This is a genomic window from Pseudomonas sp. NFPP24, from assembly GCF_900112095.1.
Classification (GTDB): domain Bacteria; phylum Pseudomonadota; class Gammaproteobacteria; order Pseudomonadales; family Pseudomonadaceae; genus Aquipseudomonas; species Aquipseudomonas extremorientalis.
Map to the genome: position 1 here is coordinate 105,431 of NZ_FOKD01000007.1, position 20,179 is coordinate 125,609.

Consider the following 20,179-nt stretch of genomic DNA (forward strand, 5'->3'; position numbering starts at 1 on the left):
CACAGACTCCTCAGGCCAACTGCGCAGTGGTGGCGGCTTCGACAGGCTGCGCCGAACGCACGGTGCGCCAGGTGTTGTAAGCCATCAGGAACATGCCGCTGAGGAAGATCGCACCGCCCACCAGCCGCACGATGAAGCCAGGGTGGCTGGCCACCAGGGTTTCGACGAAGGAGTAGGTCAAGGTGCCGTCTTCGTTGACCGCCCGCCACATCAAGCCCTGGGCGATACCATTGACCCACATCGAGGCGATGTAGAGCACGGTGCCGATGGTGGCCAGCCAGAAGTGCGCGTTGATCAGGCCGAGGCTGTACATCTGCTCGCGGCCGAAGACTTTCGGGATCATGTGGTACAACGCGCCGATGGAGATCATCGCCACCCAACCGAGGGCGCCGGCGTGTACGTGGCCGATGGTCCAGTCGGTGTAGTGGGAGAGGGCGTTGACGGTCTTGATTGCCATCATCGGGCCTTCGAACGTCGACATGCCGTAGAACGCCAGGGACACCACGAGGAAGCGCAGGATCGGGTCGCTGCGCAACTTATGCCAGGCGCCCGACAGGGTCATCATGCCGTTGATCATGCCGCCCCAGCTCGGTGCCAGCAGCACCAGGGACATCACCATGCCCAGGGACTGTGCCCAGTCCGGCAGCGCGGTGTAGTGCAAGTGGTGCGGGCCGGCCCAGATGTACAGGGTGATCAGCGCCCAGAAGTGCACGATGGACAAGCGATAGGAATACACCGGACGCTCGGCCTGCTTGGGCACGAAGTAATACATCATGCCGAGGAAACCGGCAGTGAGGAAAAAGCCTACCGCGTTATGCCCATACCACCACTGCACCATGGCATCCGTCGCACCGCCATAGAGGGAGTAGGACTTGGTCAGGCTGACCGGGATTTCCAGGTTGTTGACGATATGCAGGATGGCCACGGTGATGATGAACGCACCGAAGAACCAGTTGCCGACGTAGATGTGCTTGGTGTTGCGCTTGGCCACGGTGCCAAAGAACACGATGGCATAGGCCACCCAGACAATGGTGATCAGGATGTCGATCGGCCATTCCAGCTCGGCGTATTCCTTGGAGCTGGTGTAGCCCAGCGGCAGGGAGATCGCTGCCAGCAGGATGACCAACTGCCAGCCCCAGAAGCAGAACGCGGCGATTTTCGGCGCGAACAGCTGCGTCTGGCAGGTACGCTGCACCGAGTAGAAGGAGCTGGCGAACAACGCGCAGCCACCGAAGGCGAAGATCACCGCGTTGGTGTGCAGCGGGCGCAGGCGGCCGAAGCTGGTCCAGGGCAAGTCGAAGTTGAGTGCAGGCCACACCAATTGGGCCGCGAGAAAAACCCCGAGCCCCATGCCGACGATGCCCCACACCACCGTCATAATGGCGAATTGGCGGACCACCTTGTAGTTATAGGCGGTACTTAAAGTAGTGTTCATGGTTCCCCATCCACGGTTCAACCCAAGCAGATGCGGCACTTGGGCTGGAGTTATAGGCAGACTAAAAAGCGAGGCAAGCATGGGCAAAGAGCACAAGGCCAGTATTGACGGGGATCAATGGGCGCAGTGTGTGCGGGAACATGGGTGGTTGTGGGATGTCGCGGCGGGGGCGGCTGAGGCTGCACCCGTGACGCTGATTCTGGCCCACGGCGCCGGTGCACCGATGGACTCATCCTTTATGAACGATATGGCTGCACGCCTTGCCGGGCATGGCGTCAACGTGTTGCGCTTCGAGTTTCCCTACATGGCCCAGCGCCGGGTTGACGGCGGTAAACGCCCGCCCAACCCGGCCCCGAAGCTACTCGAATGCTGGCGTGAGGTGTATGCCGAGGTGCGACGTCATGTCGCTGGGAAACTGGCCATTGGCGGCAAGTCCATGGGCGGGCGCATGGCCAGTTTGCTGGCTGATGAATTGGGTGCCAATGGGCTGGTGTGCCTGGGCTATCCGTTCTATGCGGTGGGCAAGCCGGAAAAGCCACGGGTCGAACATCTGGTCGGGCTGAAGACGCCAACCTTGATTGTGCAGGGCGAGCGCGATGCACTGGGCAATCGGGCGGCGGTGGAAGGGTATGAGCTGTCGCCGAGCATCCAGGTGATGTGGCTGGTGGCGGGGGATCATGACTTGAAGCCGTTGAAGGCGTCGGGATTCAGTCATGAGCAGCATCTGGAAGCCGCGGCAGTGGGGGTGGCTGGGTTTTTGGCTGGCCTATAGGGCCTCATCGGGGCGGTGCGACGCTTCGACAAGCCCCTCCCACACTTGACCGTGTTCTCACATTCCAAATTGTGAACACAGTCAAAGGTGGAGGGGGCTTGCCCCCGATAGCGACCTACCGGTTGAACCGCTCCACCAGCGAGTACTGAGTATTGGCGGTATGCGTCAGCTCTTCACTCAACTGCGCCGAGTTCAGCGCCTGCTCCGAGGTCTGGTCCGCCAACAGCGCAATGGTGCTGATGTTGCGGCTGATCTCTTCGGCCACCGAGCTTTGCTCTTCGGTGGCAGCCGCGATCTGGGTAGTCATATCGGTGATATGCGCCACCGCTTCACTGATGCCCACCAACGCCTGGTCCGCTTCCATCACCCGCGCTACACCTTCTTCGGCCTGGCGATGCCCGGCGTCCATGGTTTGCACGGCGGCAGCGGCGGTCTGCTGCAGCTTGGCGATCAATGCATGGATCTGCCCGGTTGACTCGGCGGTACGCTGGGCCAGTTGGCGGACTTCATCAGCCACCACCGCAAAACCACGGCCCATCTCCCCGGCACGCGCCGCTTCGATGGCGGCGTTGAGCGCCAGCAGGTTGGTCTGGTCGGCAATGCCCTTGATCACGTCGACCACACCGCCGATTTCATCGCTGTCCTTGGCCAACTGGGTCACAGTCACACCGGTCTCACCCACAGCCACGGACAGACGCTGGATCGCCTCGCGGGTTTCCCCGGCGATATCGCGGCCGCGACCGGTCAGGCGGTTGGCCTCTTGGGTCGCATCGGCCGTGCGCTGCACATGGCTGGCGACTTCCTGGGTAGTCGCCGCCATCTGGTTGACCGCCGTGGCCACCTGCTCGGTCTCGACGCGCTGGCGTTCCAGGCCGCTGGAGCTGTTGTGAGCCAGGGTGTTGGACTGCGCGGCCTGATCGTTGAGGTGCTCGGCAGTGTCCTGCAGGCGGGTGAGGCAGGTCTTGAGACGCGCCTCCTGGCTCAGGATCGACATTTCCAGGCGCGCCTGGGCGCCACGGCTGTCGGTGTACATCTGCGCGATCAGCGGGTCGGAGGTAGTCTGCTCGGCCAGGCGCAGCAAACGCTTGAGGCCGCGCTGTTGCCAGCTCAGGCCGAGCAGGCCCAGCGGCACCGACAGCCCCGCCGCCAGGGCAAAGCCCCAGTGGGAGTTGAGCGAAGCGCCAATCATGAAACTCAACTGACTCACCAGGATAAACGGCAGCCAGTCCTGCAACACCGGCAACCACTTGTCCCGCTGAGGGATCGCCGACTTGCCCTGGTTGATGCGTTGGTAGAGCGCTTCGGCCCGGCGGATCTGCTGGGCGGTGGGCTTGATGCGCACCGATTCGTAGCCGACCACCTGGTTGCCTTCGAAAACCGGCGTCACATAGGCGTTAACCCAGTAGTGGTCACCGGTCTTGCAGCGATTCTTGACAATGCCCATCCATGGCAAGCCTTGTTTGAGCGTTGACCACATGTGCGCGAACACCGCCGCCGGAACGTCCGGGTGACGCACCAGATTGTGCGGGGCACGCACCAGTTCGTCGCGAGAGAACCCACTGATTTCGACGAAGGCGTCGTTGCAGTAGGTGATCACGCCTTTGGCATCTGTGGTGGAGATCAACCGTTGCTGAGCGGGGAAGGTACGTTCGCGCTGGGTAACGGGTTGGTTATTACGCATGATTGTTCAATCCGCAAGGCTTTCAGGGGGTATCGGCAAGAACGGCGGTTTATTTAACTTATTTTTGCAACAATCGACGGGATGCACGTTCCCCTGCAGGAGATCAACCGGCCAGCATCGGGTAGGTAAACAACCCGAAGTGAAGCAGATTCAAGCCAAAGTGCGTGGCCACCGCTGCGCCCAGGCCGCCAAACCGATAGGCCAGGCCGTAACCCACCCCGGCGATGCTCGCCAGCAATACCCAATGCCAGCCTGCGCCGATGTGCACCAGGCCGAACAGCAGCGAGGCCAGAAGCAGCGCCAGGTTCTCGCCGTAAGGGAGGTGTTTGAAACGTCGGCTCAAACCGCCCTGTACGTAACCCCGGAACAGGGCTTCTTCCACCAGCGTCACCAGCAGCAGGTTATTAAGTACCCAGAGCCAGGCCTGTTCCGGCCATTTCGGTGCCCAACTGATCACGCCCAGCAACGCCGCTCCACCGAGGGCGGCGATGGCGGTGAGGGTCAACGCCAGGGCGGCCACGCAGATCGACAAACGCAACGAACGCCGCGCCACAATCCACGGGCAGGCCAGCAACAGCCAGAAGCCGATCAGCGGTTTGTCCTGGTTCAGGTACATCGAGAAGGGTACTGCATCTTCGGTGAAGCGTTGCGGGGCAATGCCACGCCCGTTATAGAAGCCGGGCAACCAGTGCATCGCCAGGCTCAGGGCCAGTACGATAAACAACCCGTGGCCCAGGTAGCGTGCCCACGGCGTGCGTTGCTGGCGTACGGCGTAGCCGGCAATCAGCAGCAGGGCGACGGACACGCCCGCCAGCGCGCCCAATTGCCCGTAGATCAAGGCCAGTAGATAGCCAATGGAAAGAAGCGCCAGGTACAGCCAGGGCAATGCGATCATGGGAAATCCTTGGGAAAAACTGGGCGGCATTATAGCGATCTGTCCTACGGGCCCCACATGAAACTCCTCCATTCAGAGTGATTGCAAAACCTATCACCGGCTGGTTATAGTCCGAGCCTCTTCATCCCTTCACACAAGATCAGCCCATGCCTGCTTCCCAGCGCACAGCGGTAGTCGATTCAGCGGTCAACGCTGCGGTCGTGCCGTGCGGGGACAAGCAGCCTGCGCAGATCAGTCACTACCCTCCACCTGTCAGCAGCACGTCGGTGTACGCAGTCGTATCACCGCCGGGTGTTGGTATTGCGGGCTGATCAGCTGATCCCTGTTCCCGTCTGCCCGCCTGAAAAAAACCTAATGCATTTCAGCGTCTGCTGAATCGGCTTTTTTTGCCTGATGACAGGTGGTAACCATGTCTGTTTTTTCGAAACAATCCGTGGCCGCGGCGGCCTCGACGAGCCTGTTTGTCCTGCTGTGGAGCAGTGGGGCGATCTTCTCCAAATGGGGCCTGGCCCACGCGTCACCCTTTGCGTTTCTGCTGATCCGTTTTGCCATTGCCCTCGGGGGCCTGGTGGTGCTGATACCGATCCTCAAGTTGAAACTGCCGCGCCCCGGCAAGCCACTGTTATACGCAGCGGCGACGGGGTTGGTGTTGTTGGGTGCCTACCAGATTTTCTATCTGTTGGCCCTGGACCTCAATGTCACCCCCGGCGTGATGGCAACCATCATGGGCGTACAGCCGATCCTCACCGTGGTGCTGATGGAGCGCCAGCGTTCTTTCAGCCGTGTGCTCGGCCTGGGCCTCGGGTTGGCGGGGCTGATCATGGTGGTGTATCAAGGCATCGGCCTCTCTGGCATGTCCCTGGCGGGCATGCTGTTCGGGTTGCTGGCCCTGGCCAGCATGACCTTTGGCTCGATCATGCAGAAACGCATCACCGACGAGCCCTTGGGCACGCTGCCGGTACAGTACCTGGCGGGGTTGCTGCTGTGTTCGGTGTTTGTGCCGTTCCAGCCGTTCCATTTTGAACACAGCAGCAGCTTTTACCTGCCGGTGCTATGGATGGGCTTGGTGGTGTCGTTGCTGGCCACGCTGTTGCTGTACCGCCTGATCGCCCGGGGCAACCTGGTGAATGTCACCAGTCTGTTCTATCTGGTGCCAGCGGTGACGGCGGTGATGGACTACCTGATCTTTGGCAATAGGCTTGGGATGTTGAGCCTGTTGGGGATGGGGTTGATCGTCATCGGTTTGGTGTTTGTCTTCCGTAAGCGTTGACACTGTACTGTAGGAGCCCGGCAAGCCGGGCTCCTACAATTTTCGCGGCCGCAACACCAACCACAACGCCCCCGCAATCAACACCCCGCCATACAGATGCGCCATGGACAATGGTTCATCCAGCAACAACGCGCCCCACAACACCCCAAACGGCGGAATCATGAAGGTAACGGTCATCGACTTAACCGGCCCGATGGAGGTCAGCAACCGGAAGTAAAGAATGTAGGCAAACGCCGTACACACCAGCCCCAACCCCAGCAACGATCCCCACACCTGCCATCCACCCCAACTCGCCGGCGGTTGGCTGATGGCGCTGTAGGCAAAGAACGGCAACAGGAACAACGTCGCGCCGAGCATGCTGCCCAGGGCCGACAGGCGGCTGTCCAAGCCACCGCGCTGATCCAGCCAGCGCCTTGCCAGGAACCCGGCAAAGCCATAACAGGTGGTCGCCAGCAAACAGGCCAGCGCGCCCATCAATAATTCCAGGTCAAACGCCACCGGCCCGGCGCGGGTCAGCACTCCCACGCCAAACAGGCCCAGGCACACCCCGGCGACTTTTGACGGGGTCAGGCGTTCGCTGAAGAACAACCCGCCAATCAGCACACCCATCAACGGCGTGGTGGCGTTGAAGATCGCCGAGTAACCCGCCGGAAGCACCTGGGCGGCGACTGAATACATGGTCGCGGGAATGCCGGAGTTGATCACACCGAGCAGCAATACAGTCTTGAACTTACCCTGGAAATCCCAGCTCACCCGCATCATCGCCAAAATCACCAGCAACCCGGCGGCGGCGATCGACACGCGGAAAAACGCCGTCGGCAGCGTGCCGATCTCCGGCGCGATAATGCGCATGAACAGGAAGCTCGCGCCCCAGATGGCGGCGAGCCCCAGCAGGTACAAGGTGTCGACAGGTCTCACGGAACACTCCTACCTCAATAAGGCCGCGAGTGTTGCATGACATGTCTAATGATTACAGGACAAACCGCGTCACCAGCCCATTCAGGTCCACCGCCAGGCGTGACAGTTCCTGGCTGGCGGCCGAGGTCTGGGTGGCCCCGGCGGCGGTCTGGGTGGACAGGTCGCGGATGTTCACCAGGCTGCGGTCCACGTCACGTGCCACCAGCGCCTGCTGCTCGGCGGCGCTGGCGATCACCAGGTTGCGCTGGCTGATCTGCGAGATGGCCGCGGTGATTTTCTCCAGGGCGCTACCGGCGCTGTTGGCCCGTTGCAGCGTCTGGCCGGCGTGCTCGGCGCTGCTGTTCAGCGCTTCGACCGTATCCTGGGTGCCGCGCTGGATGCCGGTGATCATCTGCTCGATTTCTTCGGTGGAGTCCTGGGTGCGTTGCGCCAGGGAGCGCACTTCATCGGCTACCACTGCAAAACCACGCCCGGCCTCGCCTGCGCGGGCTGCTTCGATGGCGGCGTTGAGCGCCAGCAGGTTGGTTTGCCCGGCGATGCCGCGGATCACTTCCAGCACCTTGCTGATGTCCTGGGCTTGCACGGCCAGGCCTTCGGCCTTGTTCGAGGCGCCGAGCACCTCGTCGACCAGGTTCTGGATCGAGCTGATGGTTTCGCTGATCTGGTAGTGGCCGTGCTTGCTGTCCTCGTCGGAGGCCTGGGACGCCTCGGCGCTGGACACCGCATTGCCTGCCACTTCGTCCACGGCCGCGCTCATTTCGGTGACGGCGGTGGCCGCCTGTTCGATCTCATCGTTCTGCGCCTGCAGGCCACGGGTGCTTTGTTCCATCACCGAGCTCATCTCCTCGGCGGCGGAGGCCAGCTGTTGCGCCGATTCGCTGATGCCCCGGATGGTGCCTCGCAATTGCGCCTGCATGGTCGCCAGGGCGTTGAGCAATTGGGCCGGTTCGTCCTTGCCGCTGACGGCGATGGGCTGGCTCAGGTCGCCGTCGGCAATGGTGCGGGCCACGCTCAGCGCCTGGCCGAGCGGGGCGGTGATGCTGCGGGTCAGCAGCCAGGCGAGCAACAAGGTGGCGATCAAGGCGAATACGATGATCAGGCCGACGATCCACTGTGCACTGGAATAGGTCTGCGCGGCGGAATCCACGGCGGTTTCCACGCCGTTCTGGTTGAAGACGATCAGGTCCTCCAGGCTCTTGCTGAGGATCACGCCCTGGGGAGCGAGGCGGGTGTTGAGCAGGTCAATGGCGTCTTGCTGCTGATCCTTGTCCACCAGGGTGACGATCTGTTCGACGAGGGCCAGGTAAGCGTTCACGTTACCTTCGAGCTGTTTGAGCATCTGGCGTTCTTCGTCGCTGCTGAGCAGGCTTTTGTGATGCTCGAGCAGGGTTTGCAGTTCGCTGCGCTGGCGGGTGATCAGGGCTTTGCTGTTGTCACGGATCCGCGATTCGTCGGTGGTCGCCAGACGCAAGGCTTCCAGGCGGATGCTGGCGACAAAGGCTGCGCTGTCGTGGATGTTCTCGATGCTCGGCATCCACGATTGCTCGATGACCAGCGCGCTTTGGCGCAGCTTGGCCATCTGGCCCAGGCCGAACATGCCCACAATCACCAGCAAGCTGGCCAAAACCCCAAAACTCAGACTGGCACGCAGACCGATCCTCATGTTCCTCAATGACATCTCTATGCTCCTTGGGCGATTAGAACCTGTTCCCGGATCGGTCTTCGGACCTTGTTAGGGTGGGAGAGGGCGCGCTATATATCAAAGTGCCATCAAGGTGGTAATCAGGGTTTCCCTTAGTTGGATCCAACGGTGTATTTGGAGCAGAGCTCCGAGGGAAGTACGCGGGATTCCGGCGCTAAGCGGCAAGGCCGCGTCGTTGTGGGCGTATGGGGAAAACAATGTGCGACTTTTCAGTGTGTTTATTGACCAATTGGTCGAATTAAATAAATTGAAAATAAATGTACAAAATGAACGGAGTTGTACAAGGCTGCACAAAAAATGACTCTTCTCCTGTGTTCGTACACTGGCTAAGCTCAGGGCTTCCCGATGCACGCTCGAGGTTTCCCGCATGTCGCAATCCGCCCTCGCCATTGCCCAGATGATCCTCGATGGCTTCGACGATTACCGCGAACACTTCCGCCAGATCACCGACGGCGCCCGCGAGCGTTTCGAAAAGGCCCAGTGGCAGCAGGGCCAGGCGGCGTCGGCGGCGCGCATCAACCTCTATGAGGAAAAGGTCTCCGAGGTGACCCAGCGGTTGCGTGAGCACTTCAATGACGCCGCGCTGCTCGACATCGATGTGTGGCCCGTGGTCAAAAGTGCCTACATCGGCCTGATCGACCTGCGCTTCGACGATGAACTCTCCGAGACCTGGTACAACTCGATCTTCTGCGGCCTGTTCAGCCACGACCTGATCAGCGACGGCTGCATGTTCATCCACACCACCCGGCCCAGCCTGCGCCGGGCACGGGCCGCGCAGACGCGCACCTACACGCCCGCCGGGCAAATCCCGCAAATGCTCGCGCAGATCTTTGCCGACTACCGCTTCAGCGAACCCTACGCCGACCTCGCAGCCGACCTTCATCGCCTCGAGACCCAGCTGCGGGAAAACCTGCCGGACTGGGTGTGCAAGGACCCGGACCTCAAGGTCGAGCTGTTTTCCTCGGTGCTCTACCGTAATAAAGGCGCCTACCTCGTCGGGCGCATCTACACCCGCGACGAACAATGGCCGCTGGTGATCCCGCTGCTGCACCGTGAAGGGCAGGGCATCCAGATCGATGCGCTGATCACCGATGAAGCCGATGTGTCGATCATCTTCTCGTTCACCCGCTCCTACTTCATGGTCGATGTACCGGTGCCGGCGGAATTCATCGGCTTTCTCAAGCGCATCCTGCCGGGCAAGCACATCGCCGAGTTGTACACCTCCATCGGCTTCTACAAGCACGGCAAGTCGGAGTTCTACCGCGCCCTGATCAACCACCTGGCGACCACCGACGATCAGTTCATCATGGCCCCCGGCGTGCGCGGCATGGTCATGAGCGTGTTCACCCTGCCGGGCTTCAACACCGTGTTCAAGATCATCAAGGACCGTTTTTCACCGTCGAAAAACGTCAACCGCGCCACGGTGATCGAGAAGTACCGCCTGGTAAAAAGCGTCGATCGGGTCGGACGCATGGCTGACACCCAGGAGTTCGCCGATTTCCGTTTTCCCCTGAGCAAATTCGAACCCGAATGCCTCGTCGAATTGCTGGAAGTCGCCGCTGGCACCGTCGAAGTCGAAGGCGACACGGTGCTGATCCGTCACTGCTGGACCGAACGGCGCATGACCCCGCTCAACCTCTACCTCGACAACGCCAACCCCGCCCAGGTGCGCGAAGCTTTGGAAGACTACGGCCTGGCGATCAAACAGCTGGCGGCCGCCAATATCTTCCCTGGCGATATGCTGCTGAAGAACTTCGGCGTTACCCGCCACGGTCGCGTGGTGTTCTACGACTACGACGAAATCTGTTTTCTCACCGAAGCCAACTTCCGTCACATCCCCGCACCGCGCACCCCGGAAGATGAGATGGCCTCAGAACCCTGGTACTCCATCGGCCCGCTGGATGTGTTCCCCGAGGAGTTCCCGCCGTTCCTGTTTGCGGATGCTGGTCAGCGCAAGTTGTTCGATGAGCTGCACGGGGAGCTGTACAACGCGGATTACTGGAAGGGACTGCAGGAGGCGATTCGGGCCGGGAAGGTGATCGATGTCTTTCCGTATCGGCGCAAGGAGCGCGATCAACTGTAGCAGCGACTGAGTTGGGCGGCGGAACAGCTGGAATCAATTGACATGGAAACGCCCGTATTGGGTCATACCGATACGGGCTGGGTAAGCACACGATTTGTTGAGTGGGCGCCGATCAGCGAGGCGTTCCGATCATTGCCAGGCTGTTTTCTTCGGGTTGGTATCCCAGTCTCAGCGCCGTAAGGTTGATTGTCGGCTGCCATGTGGCTTGGCTGTTTGAAGTGGACGCTGGTTTTTCTGTATAGGCTGGGGGCGGCTTCGTGGCTTCGTAATAGGTTGGCGGCTCGGTAGCCTCGGCATAGCTGGGCGGATTGAAGGGGGGGTTATGGGCACTCTTGAAGTTTATGGACATAGAACCTCCTGGTTTCAAAATGCAGTGTTCTGGGTTGCAGGAGCATTAAGCCCCCAGTCGATCTCAACCGGTATGCTCCAGCGTTGCGTCATAGCGGTCGTTGACTGAGGAGCGCACCGGTGATGGCGCTCCTCTCGGCGCATCAGCTGTTTCCTTTACGGTTTTCCTTGCGAACATCCTCCAGCCAGGGTTGGTTTAGGCCCATCGCAGTCAGTTCATCCGTAACGTTGGACGCTCGGCTCTTGTCGGTAGGGTTGGTGCCATGGGTTTGCACGTCGCGAGCTTGTTTGTATAGGGATACCATTTCTTTATTAAGCTCGTTATCGGTTTTCTTGACTTCACGGGTGTTATTGAGCTTTGTGATCGGGTTTCTGGTTTTTGGCGGATTAGAAAGTTGATCGATCCGTTTTTGAGTCAGATTGATAGCAGGTTGAAAACTTGACACAGGTAGCGCGGGTGTCGGGAACGTGACGGGAAGGTTTTCCAACTTGTCTTTATTTTTTTTGAGCGTTTCGAGTTCCTTTTGCTTGGTCGGGCTCAGCTTTGAATGGGGTTGTTGGTCCAGTAGTGGCGCGGATGATTGGCTCCCGGACGGTCTAAGCCACGAGCCTTGGGATGGAGTGCTTTCAGGCGCGATAGACTGATATTTGTCGGCATAACTGTGGTTACTGCCGCTGCTGTACGTGTGGTTGTTGGAGTTGATGGGCATATATACCTCGTGCGATGAGCGTGGAAGGAATTTGTCGCTTCTAGTAGCTCGAGTGGATCCAGGACCGTTGCGTCACAGGCCGCTCATGAACCCCATTCCTCGTACTGCCTGACTGGTCGTGTGAAAGCTCGAGATTCGATTTGCCGTCAAATTAGTGGGCGGTGTCGAGTAGGTCCGGGAGGATGCATTGTGCGATGGCTTCTCGGTGTACGCGGGCGGGAACTCATAGGGGGGGGGTGGTTCCGACGCTGCCGAGCGCGGTTGGGCTTCCATGGATTGATCGTAGCTGGGTAGATGAGATTGGCTGTTTGTCGATTCGATAGGCATAAAAGCTCCCGTTTCATAAGCGATGCAGTGACCTGCCAGAGATTTCTGGCGGGTTGATTTGATCCTGCGTACTTCACTTAAACCATCGGATTTTTACTGTGAAAGGGTCGGATGAGCGACTTGCTCGTGTATGAAATATGTTCATTTGGAGGCGCTACGCGGCCAGTCACTGACTGAGCGTCTCCAGAAATGCCGAAATCTGCGACAATCGCCCCTCGTTTTTCCGTCCGTAGCTATGCAGGCGTGCCCTGCCTCACTCAGAAGACCTTTGCCGCCCTGATGACCGACCAAGCGCCCACCATCGACCAACTGCTCAAAACCCTTGATCACGCCATGCTCGCCGACCGCCACCGTTTGCGTCGGCAGTTGCTTGAGTTGCGCAAAAAGCCCGACGAGGACAAGTTGGTGCAGTGGGTCGCGCGCATGCAGGCGTCCTGCGCACAGGTCACGGCGCGGCGCGCCAGCCTGCCGGTGATTCGTTATGACGACAGCCTGCCGATTGCGGCCAAGCGCGATGAAATCAAAGAAGCGCTGAACAAGCACCAGGTGCTGATCATTGCCGGCGAAACCGGCTCGGGCAAGACCACCCAGTTGCCGAAGATCTGCCTGGAAATCGGTCGCGGCCAGTTCGGTCTCATTGGTCATACCCAGCCCCGCCGGATCGCCGCACGCAGCGTGGCCAGCCGGGTCGCCGAAGAGTTGGCCACGCCATTGGGCGCGCTGGTCGGCTATCAGGTGCGCTTTGAAGACCAGAGCGATTCCAACACCCTGATCAAGCTGATGACCGACGGCATCCTGCTGGCAGAAACCCAGAACGACCGCTACCTGGAACGCTACGACACCATCATCGTCGACGAAGCCCACGAACGCAGCCTGAACATCGACTTCCTGCTGGGCTACCTGAAAACCCTGTTGCCACGTCGCCCGGACCTGAAAGTCATCATCACCTCGGCGACCATCGACCTGGAGCGTTTCTCCAAGCATTTCGACGATGCGCCGATTGTCGAGGTGTCGGGCCGCACCTTCCCGGTGGACACCTGGTATCGCCCACTGACCCTGGAGCAGGACGAGGAGGGCAACCGCGTCGAGGACGACCTCACCGTCGACCAGGCGATCCTCGCCACCCTGGATGAAATAGCCGCCTATGAGCGCAGCGAGCGGCGCAGCCCGGGCGATGTGCTGGTGTTCCTGCCGGGCGAGCGCGAGATTCGTGACGCTGCCGACATGCTGCGCAAGGCCCAGCTCAAGCACACCGAGATCCTGCCGTTGTACGCGCGCCTGTCGCCAGCCGAGCAGCAGCGCATCTTCCAGTCCCATCCGGGCCGACGTGTGGTGTTGGCAACCAACGTCGCGGAAACCTCGCTGACTGTGCCGGGCATTCGTTATGTGATCGACAGCGGCACCGCGCGCATCAGCCGCTACAGCTACCGCGCCAAGGTGCAGCGCCTGCCGATCGAGGCGATTTCCCAGGCCAGCGCCAACCAGCGTAAAGGCCGTTGCGGCCGGGTCGAGCCGGGCATCTGCATTCGTTTGTACAGCGAAGAAGATTTTATCGGCCGCCCGGAATTTACCGACCCGGAAATTCTGCGCACCAACCTCGCCGCCGTGATCCTGCAGATGCTGCATTTGCGTCTCGGCGAAATCACCGACTTCCCGTTTATCGAACCGCCGGATGGCAAGGCGATCAGCGACGGTTTCAACCTGCTGCAAGAGCTGTCGGCGGTCGACCGCAACAGTCAGCTCACCCCGCTGGGCCGCCAGTTGGCGCGCCTGCCGGTGGACCCGCGCATGGGCCGCATGTTGCTGGAGGCCGCCAAGCTTGGCAGCTTGCAGGAAGTGCTGATCGTCGCCAGCGCCATGTCGATCCAGGACCCGCGTGAGCGCCCGCCGGAGCGTCAGCAGGCCGCCGACCAGGCCCACGCACAGTGGAAGGACCCGGATTCGGACTTCGCCGGCCTGGTCAATTTGTGGCGCGGTTTTGAAGAGCAGTGCCAGGAGCTCACTGCCAGCCCGCTGCGTAACTGGTGCCGCAAGAACTTCCTCAATTACCTGCGCCTGCGCGAGTGGCGTGATTCCCATCGCCAGTTGAGCCTGATCTGCCGCGACATGCAGTTGAGCGTCAATAAAGAGCCGGCGGATTTCCCGAAACTGCACAAGGCGGTGCTGTCCGGTTTGCTCAGCCAGATCGGCCAGAAAACCGAGGACGGCGATTACCTGGGCGCGCGTCAGCGGCGTTTCTGGATTCACCCCTCGTCGGGCATCGGCAAGAAGCGCCCGCAATGGCTGATGACCGCCGAACTGGTGGAAACCACCAAGCTGTATGCGCGCATGGTCGCCAAGATTGACGCCGACTGGATCGAACCGCTGGCCGGGCACCTGATCAAGAAAAACCACTTCGAGCCGCACTGGGAGAAAAAACGCGGCCAGGTCGTGGCCTTCGAGCAGATCACCCTGTTCGGGCTGATTGTGGTCGGGCGCCGTCCGGTGCATTACGGGCCGGTCGACCCGGTGGTGTCTCGCGAACTGTTTATCCGTGAAGGCCTGGTGCGTGGCGAGATCCAGTCGCGGGCCAAGTGCCTGGCGGCCAACCAGCAATTGCTGGAGCAGCTCGACGAGCTGGAGGCCAAGGCGCGCCGGCGCGACATTCTGGCCGACGAGGAAACGCTGTTCGCCTTCTACGATGCGCGCCTGCCGGCAGAGATCCACCAGACCGCGACCTTCGACAGTTGGTACAAGGTCAACAGCCAGAAAGACCCGCAACTGCTGATCATGCGCGAAGAAGACGTACTGGCCCGCGAGGCCAGCGAAGTCACCGCTGCGCATTACCCGGACACCCTGCATTTGGGTGACCTGGAACTGGCCTTGAGTTACCACTTCGAACCCAACCACCCGCGTGACGGTGTGACCTTGCGCGTGCCGGCGCCGCTGTTGCCCGCCTTGCCGGCGGAGCGCCTGGAGTGGTTGGTGCCGGGGGTGATCGAGGCCAAGTGCATCGCCCTGGTGCGCAACTTGCCCAAGGCGCTGCGCAAGAACTTCGTGCCGGTGCCGGACTTCGTCAAGGCGGCCCTGCAACGCATCGAATTCGGCCAGGGCTCGTTGCCCCAGGCCCTTGGCCGCGAATTGTTGCGCATGACCGGGGTGCGGGTCAGCGATGAAGCCTGGGCCGAAGCCGCGCAGCAGGTGGAAAGCCACCTGAAGATGAACCTGGAAGTGGTCGACGGCCAGGGCAAGTTCCTCGGTGAAGGCCGGGATCTCGCCGAACTGACGGCGCGCTTTGCCGAGGCCAGCCAGGCCGCGCTGGCCGTACCGCAAACTGCAAAAAGCCAGCAGCCGGTGGAGGCCAAGGTGTTCGCGGCGGTAGCCGAGAAGACGCAACAGAAGATCGCCGGGTTGTCGATGACGGTGTATCCGGCGCTGGTGGAGGAAAACGGCACGGTCAAGGAAGGGCGTTTCTCCACGGCGGTCGAGGCTGAGTTCCAGCATCGCCGTGCCTTGCAACGCCTGCTGATGCAACAACTGGCGGAACCGGCGAAATTCCTGCGCGGCAAACTGCCGGGCCTGACCGAACTGGGCCTGATGTACCGCGAATTGGGCCGGATCGATGCGCTGGTGGAAGACATCCTGCTGGCCAGCCTCGACACCTGCGTGCTCGAAGGCGAAGCCAGCCTGCCGCGGGATGGCGCAGGTTTGGCGGCCCTGGCCGAGCGCAAGCGCGGCAGTTGGACCGAACACGCCGAGCGCCTGGCGCGCCTGACCCTGGAGGTGCTGAAACTCTGGCATGGCCTGCAAAAACGCTTCAAAGGCAAGATCGACCTGGCCCAGGCCGTGGCCTTGAACGACATCAAGCAGCAACTGAGCCACCTGGTGTACCCCGGTTTTGTACGGGAAACCCCGGCGCAGTGGTTCAAGGAATTGCCGCGTTACCTCAAGGCCATCGAGTTGCGCCTGGAGAAATTGCCGAGCCAGGTGCAGAAGGATCGGGTGTGGAGCGGCGAGCTGGGCGGCCTGTGGACGCAGTACGAAAACCGCCTGAAAAAACATGCCCAGGAAGGCAAGCGCGATCCCCAACTGGAGCTGTATCGCTGGTGGCTGGAGGAATACCGGGTGTCGTTGTTTGCCCAGCAACTAGGTACCAAAGTGCCGATTTCCGACAAGCGCCTGAGCAAGCAGTGGAGCCTGGTAGAAGCCTGATATTTGCACGGTTTCCAGGGCAATACAGGTCCAGTGTGGGAGGGGGCTTGCCCCCGATTGCGGTCTGTCATTAAAGGATGTGTTGACTGGCCCACCGCTATCGGGGCAAGCCCCCTCCCACAGATAGCGCCAAATTCCGAGGGTTGTGGCAAACTTCGCGGTTATAAATGCCGGGATCGTCGCGAAAGGCTGCGGCGCGATGGAATAAAGCGATGCCAGTTTGGTGTCCGCGGAGCGGAATCGGACTACTTACAGTTTGGTACGACGGTACCAATATCTTCTGCCTGACAGATTTAGAGGAACGACCGTGCATAACGTCGTCATCAGCGGCACTGGCCTGTATACCCCGGCCAACAGCATCTCCAACGAAGAGCTGGTGCAGTCTTTCAATGCTTACGTGCAACAGTTCAACAGCGACAACGCCGCCGCCATCGAGCGCGGTGACGTGCAGCCGCTGACCGAATCCAGCGCCGCGTTCATCGAAAAGGCCTCCGGCATCAAGAGCCGCTTCGTGATGGACAAGGACGGCATTCTCGATCCGCAGCGCATGGCCCCGCGCCTGCCCGAGCGCAGCAACGACGAATGGTCGGTGCTCTGCCAGATGGCCGTCGGCGCCGCTGAACAAGCTCTACAGCGCGCGGGCAAAACCGCTGCCGACATCGACGGCGTGATCGTCGCCTGTTCCAACCTGCAGCGTGCCTACCCGGCCATCGCCATCGAAGTCCAGGAAGCCTTGGGCATCGAAGGGTTTGGTTTTGACATGAACGTGGCCTGTTCCTCGGCCACCTTCGGCATCCAGAACGCCGCCAACAGCATCCAGCTGGGCCAGGCGCGGGCGATCCTGATGGTCAACCCGGAGGTCTGCACCGGCCACCTGAACTTCCGCGACCGCGACAGCCACTTCATCTTTGGCGATGCGGCCACCGCCGTGGTCCTGGAGCGCGCCGACCTGGCAACCTCCGAACACCAGTTCGACGTGGTGAGCACCAAGCTGCTGACCAAGTTCTCCAATAACATCCGCAACAACTTCGGCTTCCTCAACCGCACCGCGGAAGAGGGCATCGGCGCGCCGGACAAACTGTTCGTACAGGAAGGCCGCAAGGTGTTCCGCGACGTATGTCCGATGGTCGCCGAGCTGATCGGCGTGCACCTGGAAGAGAACCAGTTGAACGTGACCGACGTGAAGCGCTTCTGGTTGCACCAGGCCAACCTGAGCATGAACCACCTGATCGTCAAGAAACTGCTGGGCCGCGAAGCCACGGTGGAAGAAGCGCCGGTGATCCTCGATACCTACGCCAATACCAGTTCGGCGGGTTCGGTGATTGCGTTCCACAAGAATCAGGATGACCTGCCCAAGGGCTCCGTGGCGGTGCTCAGCTCGTTTGGCGCGGGCTATTCGATCGGCAGCGTGATCCTGCGCAAACGCTAAGACAGTCGAGGTCTTGAATGGCAGCAGCGGACGACGCGCACCTGCTTGAACGCCTGCTCAAGGGTGAGCAGCGGGCCTACAAGGAATTGGTCACCACCTACCAGAGCGCCATGCGGGCGGTGGCCTATGCCATCGTCGGCCAGCGTCACGCCGACGAAGTCGTGCAGGACGCCTGGCTGTCAGTGGTGCGCAACCTGGCCAGGTTCGAAGGCCGTTCCAGCCTCAAGACCTGGCTGCTGACCATTACCGCCAACGCTGCCAAGGGGCGCTACAAGCAGAACCGTCGCGAAGTGTTGCTCGACGATCTGCCTTCGCCCCATGGCACTATCGGTGACGATCGCTTCACCCCCGACGATGGTCACTGGGCCGTCGCCCCGTATGCCTGGCACCAGGACACCCCGGAAGCCTTGCTCACCGAGGATGAATTGCGCAAATGCCTGGAGCATACGATCCTGAGCCTGTCGGAGTTGCAGAGCAGTGTGCTGGTACTGCGTGAGCGCCAGGGCCTGGAGTTGGAAGAGATCTGTAATCTTCTGACGTTGTCGCTCTCCAATGTCCGTGTGCTGTTGCATCGGGCACGGCTTAAAGTCTTCGCCACGGTGGAGCATTTTGAGGAAACGGGCGAATGTTGACCTGTAAAGAACAAGTGGCACGTTCCAGTGACTATCTCGATGGGCAGTTGACCTTTCGCGAACGTCTGCTGGTGCGTCATCACTTGATGTTCTGCCCGAACTGCCGCCGGTTTATCCGCCAGATGCGCCTGATGCAGGCGACGCTGAGGATAATGCCGGACGAACCGGTAGACGGTGTGGAGGCCTTGGCGCAGCGTCTGGCTGACGAGCGGCTCAAGGATCATAAAGGCGGGGAATAAACAGGCTCGCGTGGGTGGAGCGAACGGATGATGGGGACCGATCCACCTACGCAAGACTGGTACAGCCACCTCGGGCCGTCCTGGCCCAAGGCTTTCAACACTTACTGTTAGAACTTGGCTTCTGCATCCAGCTGCAGGGTGTTGGTGTTGGCATCACGCTGGGTGCGGCTGGCGTAGTCGGCCTTGGTCAGGAAGTACGTGGCACCGAGGGCGAAGTTCTTGTCGATGTCGTAGCTGACCTTCATCTTGTGACCGCGCGAACCGGTGGTGCCGTTGGCGAAGTCCGAGTCGGTGAAGGCACCCACCACGGCATTACGCTGAATGTCGCGGTAGTTGTAGTCCAGGTTGAAGCCGAACACTTTCGACTTGGCGCCGATCAGCCAGGCGGTGTCCTGGTCGGTCACGGCGTCGTTGTTTTTCACGTACTGGCCGTAGAACGCCAGCGGTACAGCCAGGCCGCCAATGTCGGCTTGGGCAAAGCCTTCATACAGGCGGAACTGGTTGTCGGCCGAGTTACCGTTGACCGCCAGTGCGCAAGGCGTGGTGGTGGTTGTGCAACGGCTGTCCTTGTCATTCTGGTAGGCGTAGACGCTGCCGCCCAGGGTCATTTTCAGGTTGTCGGTGACCGAGAAGCGTGTGCCCAATTGGCCAGAGGTCAGGCGCAGGTCGTGACGGAACTGCACGCCGTCGCCGTCGACGTTGTCCTTTAGGTTGTAGTTGCCGAGGCTGCCGAACAGTTCGGCGCTGCTGCCCAGTGGGTATTTGTAGGTCAGGGCCAGGCCTTCAGGGTTGATGTCGCTATCCCAGATGACGTCGCCCATGTTCACCCACGGTTGCAGCATCTTGCCGCCGATCACGTGCAGGTTCTTGATCTGGTCCGGGTGGTAGTCGATGTAGCCAAGGTCCAGCCAGATCGACTTCTTGTCGAAGTAGTTGTCCTGGTCCTGGTTGGTCGAGCGCGCATCGTCGCTGCTGCCGGTGGCAATACGGATACCGGTGTCGACCTGCGAGTTGATCTCGGTGTAGGCGCCCAGGCGGGCACGGATGCGCTGACGGTCCTTGTCACGGCCGCCGTTGTTGGATTCGCCCTGGATTTTCACGGTTTCCTGACGGAAACGTACGTCACCCTTGAACTGAGTCTTGGCGGCCCAGGCCAGCTTCTGGTCAAAGCTGCTCAGCTCATTGGTTTTCTTCGCGGTGGCCGCGATCTGTTCGTTGGTCTCTTGTTGAGCTTGCCGTGCGATCTGCTGTTCTTTCTGGTCTTTGGCCAATTCGCTTTGCAGTTCGGTGTACTGCGCTGCGGTGATCTGGCCGTTGGCCTTGAGCATGTCGAGCAATTTAGCGTCGACTGCAGCGCTGGCCGGAACGCTCAGGGCCAGTAACAGGCCGCCGCACAGGACCGCCGCAGTTTTAGTGGAAGCAAGACGCATATCAATCTCCGAAAGTGAGGAGGGATGGCAAACCATCCAGGACACAACCGACCGATGACGGACGGAAAATAGCCGCCGGGTAGAACCAGGCGCTCTAAAAACAGGCGTCAGTATCGC

The 20,179-nt window shown here is 60.7% G+C and carries 14 protein-coding genes; 7 read left to right on the plus strand and 7 right to left on the minus strand.

What is annotated here, in order from left to right:
- Nucleotides 1–10: 10 nt before the first annotated feature.
- On the minus strand, nucleotides 11–1,435 hold the full coding sequence (ccoN, locus tag BM026_RS16565) for a cytochrome-c oxidase, cbb3-type subunit I (RefSeq protein ID WP_058427329.1): 1,425 nt from the start codon (nucleotides 1,433–1,435) through the stop codon (nucleotides 11–13).
- Between the two features lie 79 nt (nucleotides 1,436–1,514).
- Here ccoN and BM026_RS16570 point away from each other — a divergent pair, with 79 nt between their 5' ends.
- Complete coding sequence (locus BM026_RS16570) at nucleotides 1,515–2,207, plus strand: alpha/beta family hydrolase (protein WP_093529395.1); 693 nt, start codon at nucleotides 1,515–1,517, stop codon at nucleotides 2,205–2,207.
- A gap of 115 nt (nucleotides 2,208–2,322) precedes the next feature.
- Here the strand turns inward: BM026_RS16570 and BM026_RS16575 are convergent, their stop codons facing one another.
- Both BM026_RS16575 and BM026_RS16580 read right to left on the minus strand, forming a co-directional pair.
- The gene (locus BM026_RS16575) at nucleotides 2,323–3,888 is read right to left on the minus strand and encodes a methyl-accepting chemotaxis protein (protein WP_093529398.1); all 1,566 of its coding nucleotides are present in this window, start codon (nucleotides 3,886–3,888) and stop codon (nucleotides 2,323–2,325) included.
- 103 nt (nucleotides 3,889–3,991) lie between these two features.
- On the minus strand, nucleotides 3,992–4,783 hold the full coding sequence (locus tag BM026_RS16580) for a CPBP family intramembrane glutamic endopeptidase (RefSeq protein ID WP_093529401.1): 792 nt from the start codon (nucleotides 4,781–4,783) through the stop codon (nucleotides 3,992–3,994).
- Nucleotides 4,784–5,192: 409 nt separating this feature from the next.
- On the opposite strand from BM026_RS16580, the gene BM026_RS16585 reads away from it, so the two are divergent.
- Nucleotides 5,193–6,053: a DMT family transporter gene (locus tag BM026_RS16585; RefSeq protein ID WP_093529404.1), complete on the plus strand. Its 861-nt coding sequence runs from the start codon at nucleotides 5,193–5,195 to the stop codon at nucleotides 6,051–6,053.
- 33 nt (nucleotides 6,054–6,086) lie between these two features.
- On the opposite strand, the gene BM026_RS16590 is transcribed toward BM026_RS16585, so the two are convergent.
- Together BM026_RS16590 and BM026_RS16595 are read right to left on the minus strand one after the other, a co-directional pair.
- A complete protein-coding gene (locus BM026_RS16590; protein WP_092242843.1) occupies nucleotides 6,087–6,971 on the minus strand; it encodes a DMT family transporter in 885 nt (294 codons plus the stop codon).
- Between the two features lie 52 nt (nucleotides 6,972–7,023).
- Nucleotides 7,024–8,649: a methyl-accepting chemotaxis protein gene (locus BM026_RS16595; protein WP_093529407.1), complete on the minus strand. Its 1,626-nt coding sequence runs from the start codon at nucleotides 8,647–8,649 to the stop codon at nucleotides 7,024–7,026.
- A 391-nt stretch (nucleotides 8,650–9,040) separates the two neighbouring features.
- Here BM026_RS16595 and aceK point away from each other — a divergent pair, with 391 nt between their 5' ends.
- Nucleotides 9,041–10,756, plus strand: coding sequence for a bifunctional isocitrate dehydrogenase kinase/phosphatase (gene aceK / locus BM026_RS16600; protein ID WP_093529410.1), 1,716 nt, complete (start codon nucleotides 9,041–9,043; stop codon nucleotides 10,754–10,756).
- A gap of 491 nt (nucleotides 10,757–11,247) precedes the next feature.
- Here the strand turns inward: aceK and BM026_RS16605 are convergent, their stop codons facing one another.
- Complete coding sequence (locus BM026_RS16605; protein WP_093529413.1) at nucleotides 11,248–11,814, minus strand: hypothetical protein; 567 nt, start codon at nucleotides 11,812–11,814, stop codon at nucleotides 11,248–11,250.
- A gap of 606 nt (nucleotides 11,815–12,420) precedes the next feature.
- On the opposite strand from BM026_RS16605, the gene hrpA reads away from it, so the two are divergent.
- The 4 genes from hrpA (at nucleotide 12,421) to BM026_RS16625 (ending at nucleotide 18,632) form a co-directional block, all read left to right on the plus strand.
- The gene (hrpA, locus tag BM026_RS16610) at nucleotides 12,421–16,332 is read left to right on the plus strand and encodes an ATP-dependent RNA helicase HrpA (RefSeq protein ID WP_093529416.1); all 3,912 of its coding nucleotides are present in this window, start codon (nucleotides 12,421–12,423) and stop codon (nucleotides 16,330–16,332) included.
- Between the two features lie 307 nt (nucleotides 16,333–16,639).
- Nucleotides 16,640–17,761, plus strand: a complete 1,122-nt coding sequence (locus BM026_RS16615) for a beta-ketoacyl-ACP synthase III (protein ID WP_071491358.1) — start codon at nucleotides 16,640–16,642, stop codon at nucleotides 17,759–17,761.
- A 17-nt stretch (nucleotides 17,762–17,778) separates the two neighbouring features.
- Nucleotides 17,779–18,393 carry an RNA polymerase sigma factor gene (locus BM026_RS16620; RefSeq protein WP_092242857.1) on the plus strand — a complete coding sequence of 205 codons (615 nt, stop codon included), beginning with the start codon at nucleotides 17,779–17,781 and terminating at the stop codon, nucleotides 18,391–18,393.
- Nucleotides 18,387–18,632 carry an anti-sigma factor family protein gene (locus tag BM026_RS16625; protein ID WP_071491356.1) on the plus strand — a complete coding sequence of 82 codons (246 nt, stop codon included), beginning with the start codon at nucleotides 18,387–18,389 and terminating at the stop codon, nucleotides 18,630–18,632. Before BM026_RS16620 ends, BM026_RS16625 begins: the two co-directional genes overlap by 7 nt.
- 107 nt (nucleotides 18,633–18,739) lie before the next feature.
- Here BM026_RS16625 and BM026_RS16630 read toward each other — a convergent pair whose 3' ends face one another.
- Nucleotides 18,740–20,062: a putative porin gene (locus BM026_RS16630; RefSeq protein WP_028617432.1), complete on the minus strand. Its 1,323-nt coding sequence runs from the start codon at nucleotides 20,060–20,062 to the stop codon at nucleotides 18,740–18,742.
- Nucleotides 20,063–20,179: the final 117 nt, after the last annotated feature.

What these genes read in the sequence shown, in the direction of transcription:
- ccoN (WP_058427329.1), bottom strand. Translation starts at nt 1,435, where the DNA reads ATGAACACTACTTTAAGTACCGCCTATAACTACAAGGTGGTCCGCCAA.
- BM026_RS16570 (WP_093529395.1), top strand. Translation starts at nt 1,515, where the DNA reads ATGGGCAAAGAGCACAAGGCCAGTATTGACGGGGATCAATGGGCGCAG.
- BM026_RS16575 (WP_093529398.1), bottom strand. Translation starts at nt 3,888, where the DNA reads ATGCGTAATAACCAACCCGTTACCCAGCGCGAACGTACCTTCCCCGCT.
- BM026_RS16580 (WP_093529401.1), bottom strand. Translation starts at nt 4,783, where the DNA reads ATGATCGCATTGCCCTGGCTGTACCTGGCGCTTCTTTCCATTGGCTAT.
- BM026_RS16585 (WP_093529404.1), top strand. Translation starts at nt 5,193, where the DNA reads ATGTCTGTTTTTTCGAAACAATCCGTGGCCGCGGCGGCCTCGACGAGC.
- BM026_RS16595 (WP_093529407.1), bottom strand. Translation starts at nt 8,649, where the DNA reads ATGTCATTGAGGAACATGAGGATCGGTCTGCGTGCCAGTCTGAGTTTT.
- aceK (WP_093529410.1), top strand. Translation starts at nt 9,041, where the DNA reads ATGTCGCAATCCGCCCTCGCCATTGCCCAGATGATCCTCGATGGCTTC.
- BM026_RS16605 (WP_093529413.1), bottom strand. Translation starts at nt 11,814, where the DNA reads ATGCCCATCAACTCCAACAACCACACGTACAGCAGCGGCAGTAACCAC.
- hrpA (WP_093529416.1), top strand. Translation starts at nt 12,421, where the DNA reads ATGACCGACCAAGCGCCCACCATCGACCAACTGCTCAAAACCCTTGAT.
- BM026_RS16620 (WP_092242857.1), top strand. Translation starts at nt 17,779, where the DNA reads ATGGCAGCAGCGGACGACGCGCACCTGCTTGAACGCCTGCTCAAGGGT.
- BM026_RS16625 (WP_071491356.1), top strand. Translation starts at nt 18,387, where the DNA reads ATGTTGACCTGTAAAGAACAAGTGGCACGTTCCAGTGACTATCTCGAT.
- BM026_RS16630 (WP_028617432.1), bottom strand. Translation starts at nt 20,062, where the DNA reads ATGCGTCTTGCTTCCACTAAAACTGCGGCGGTCCTGTGCGGCGGCCTG.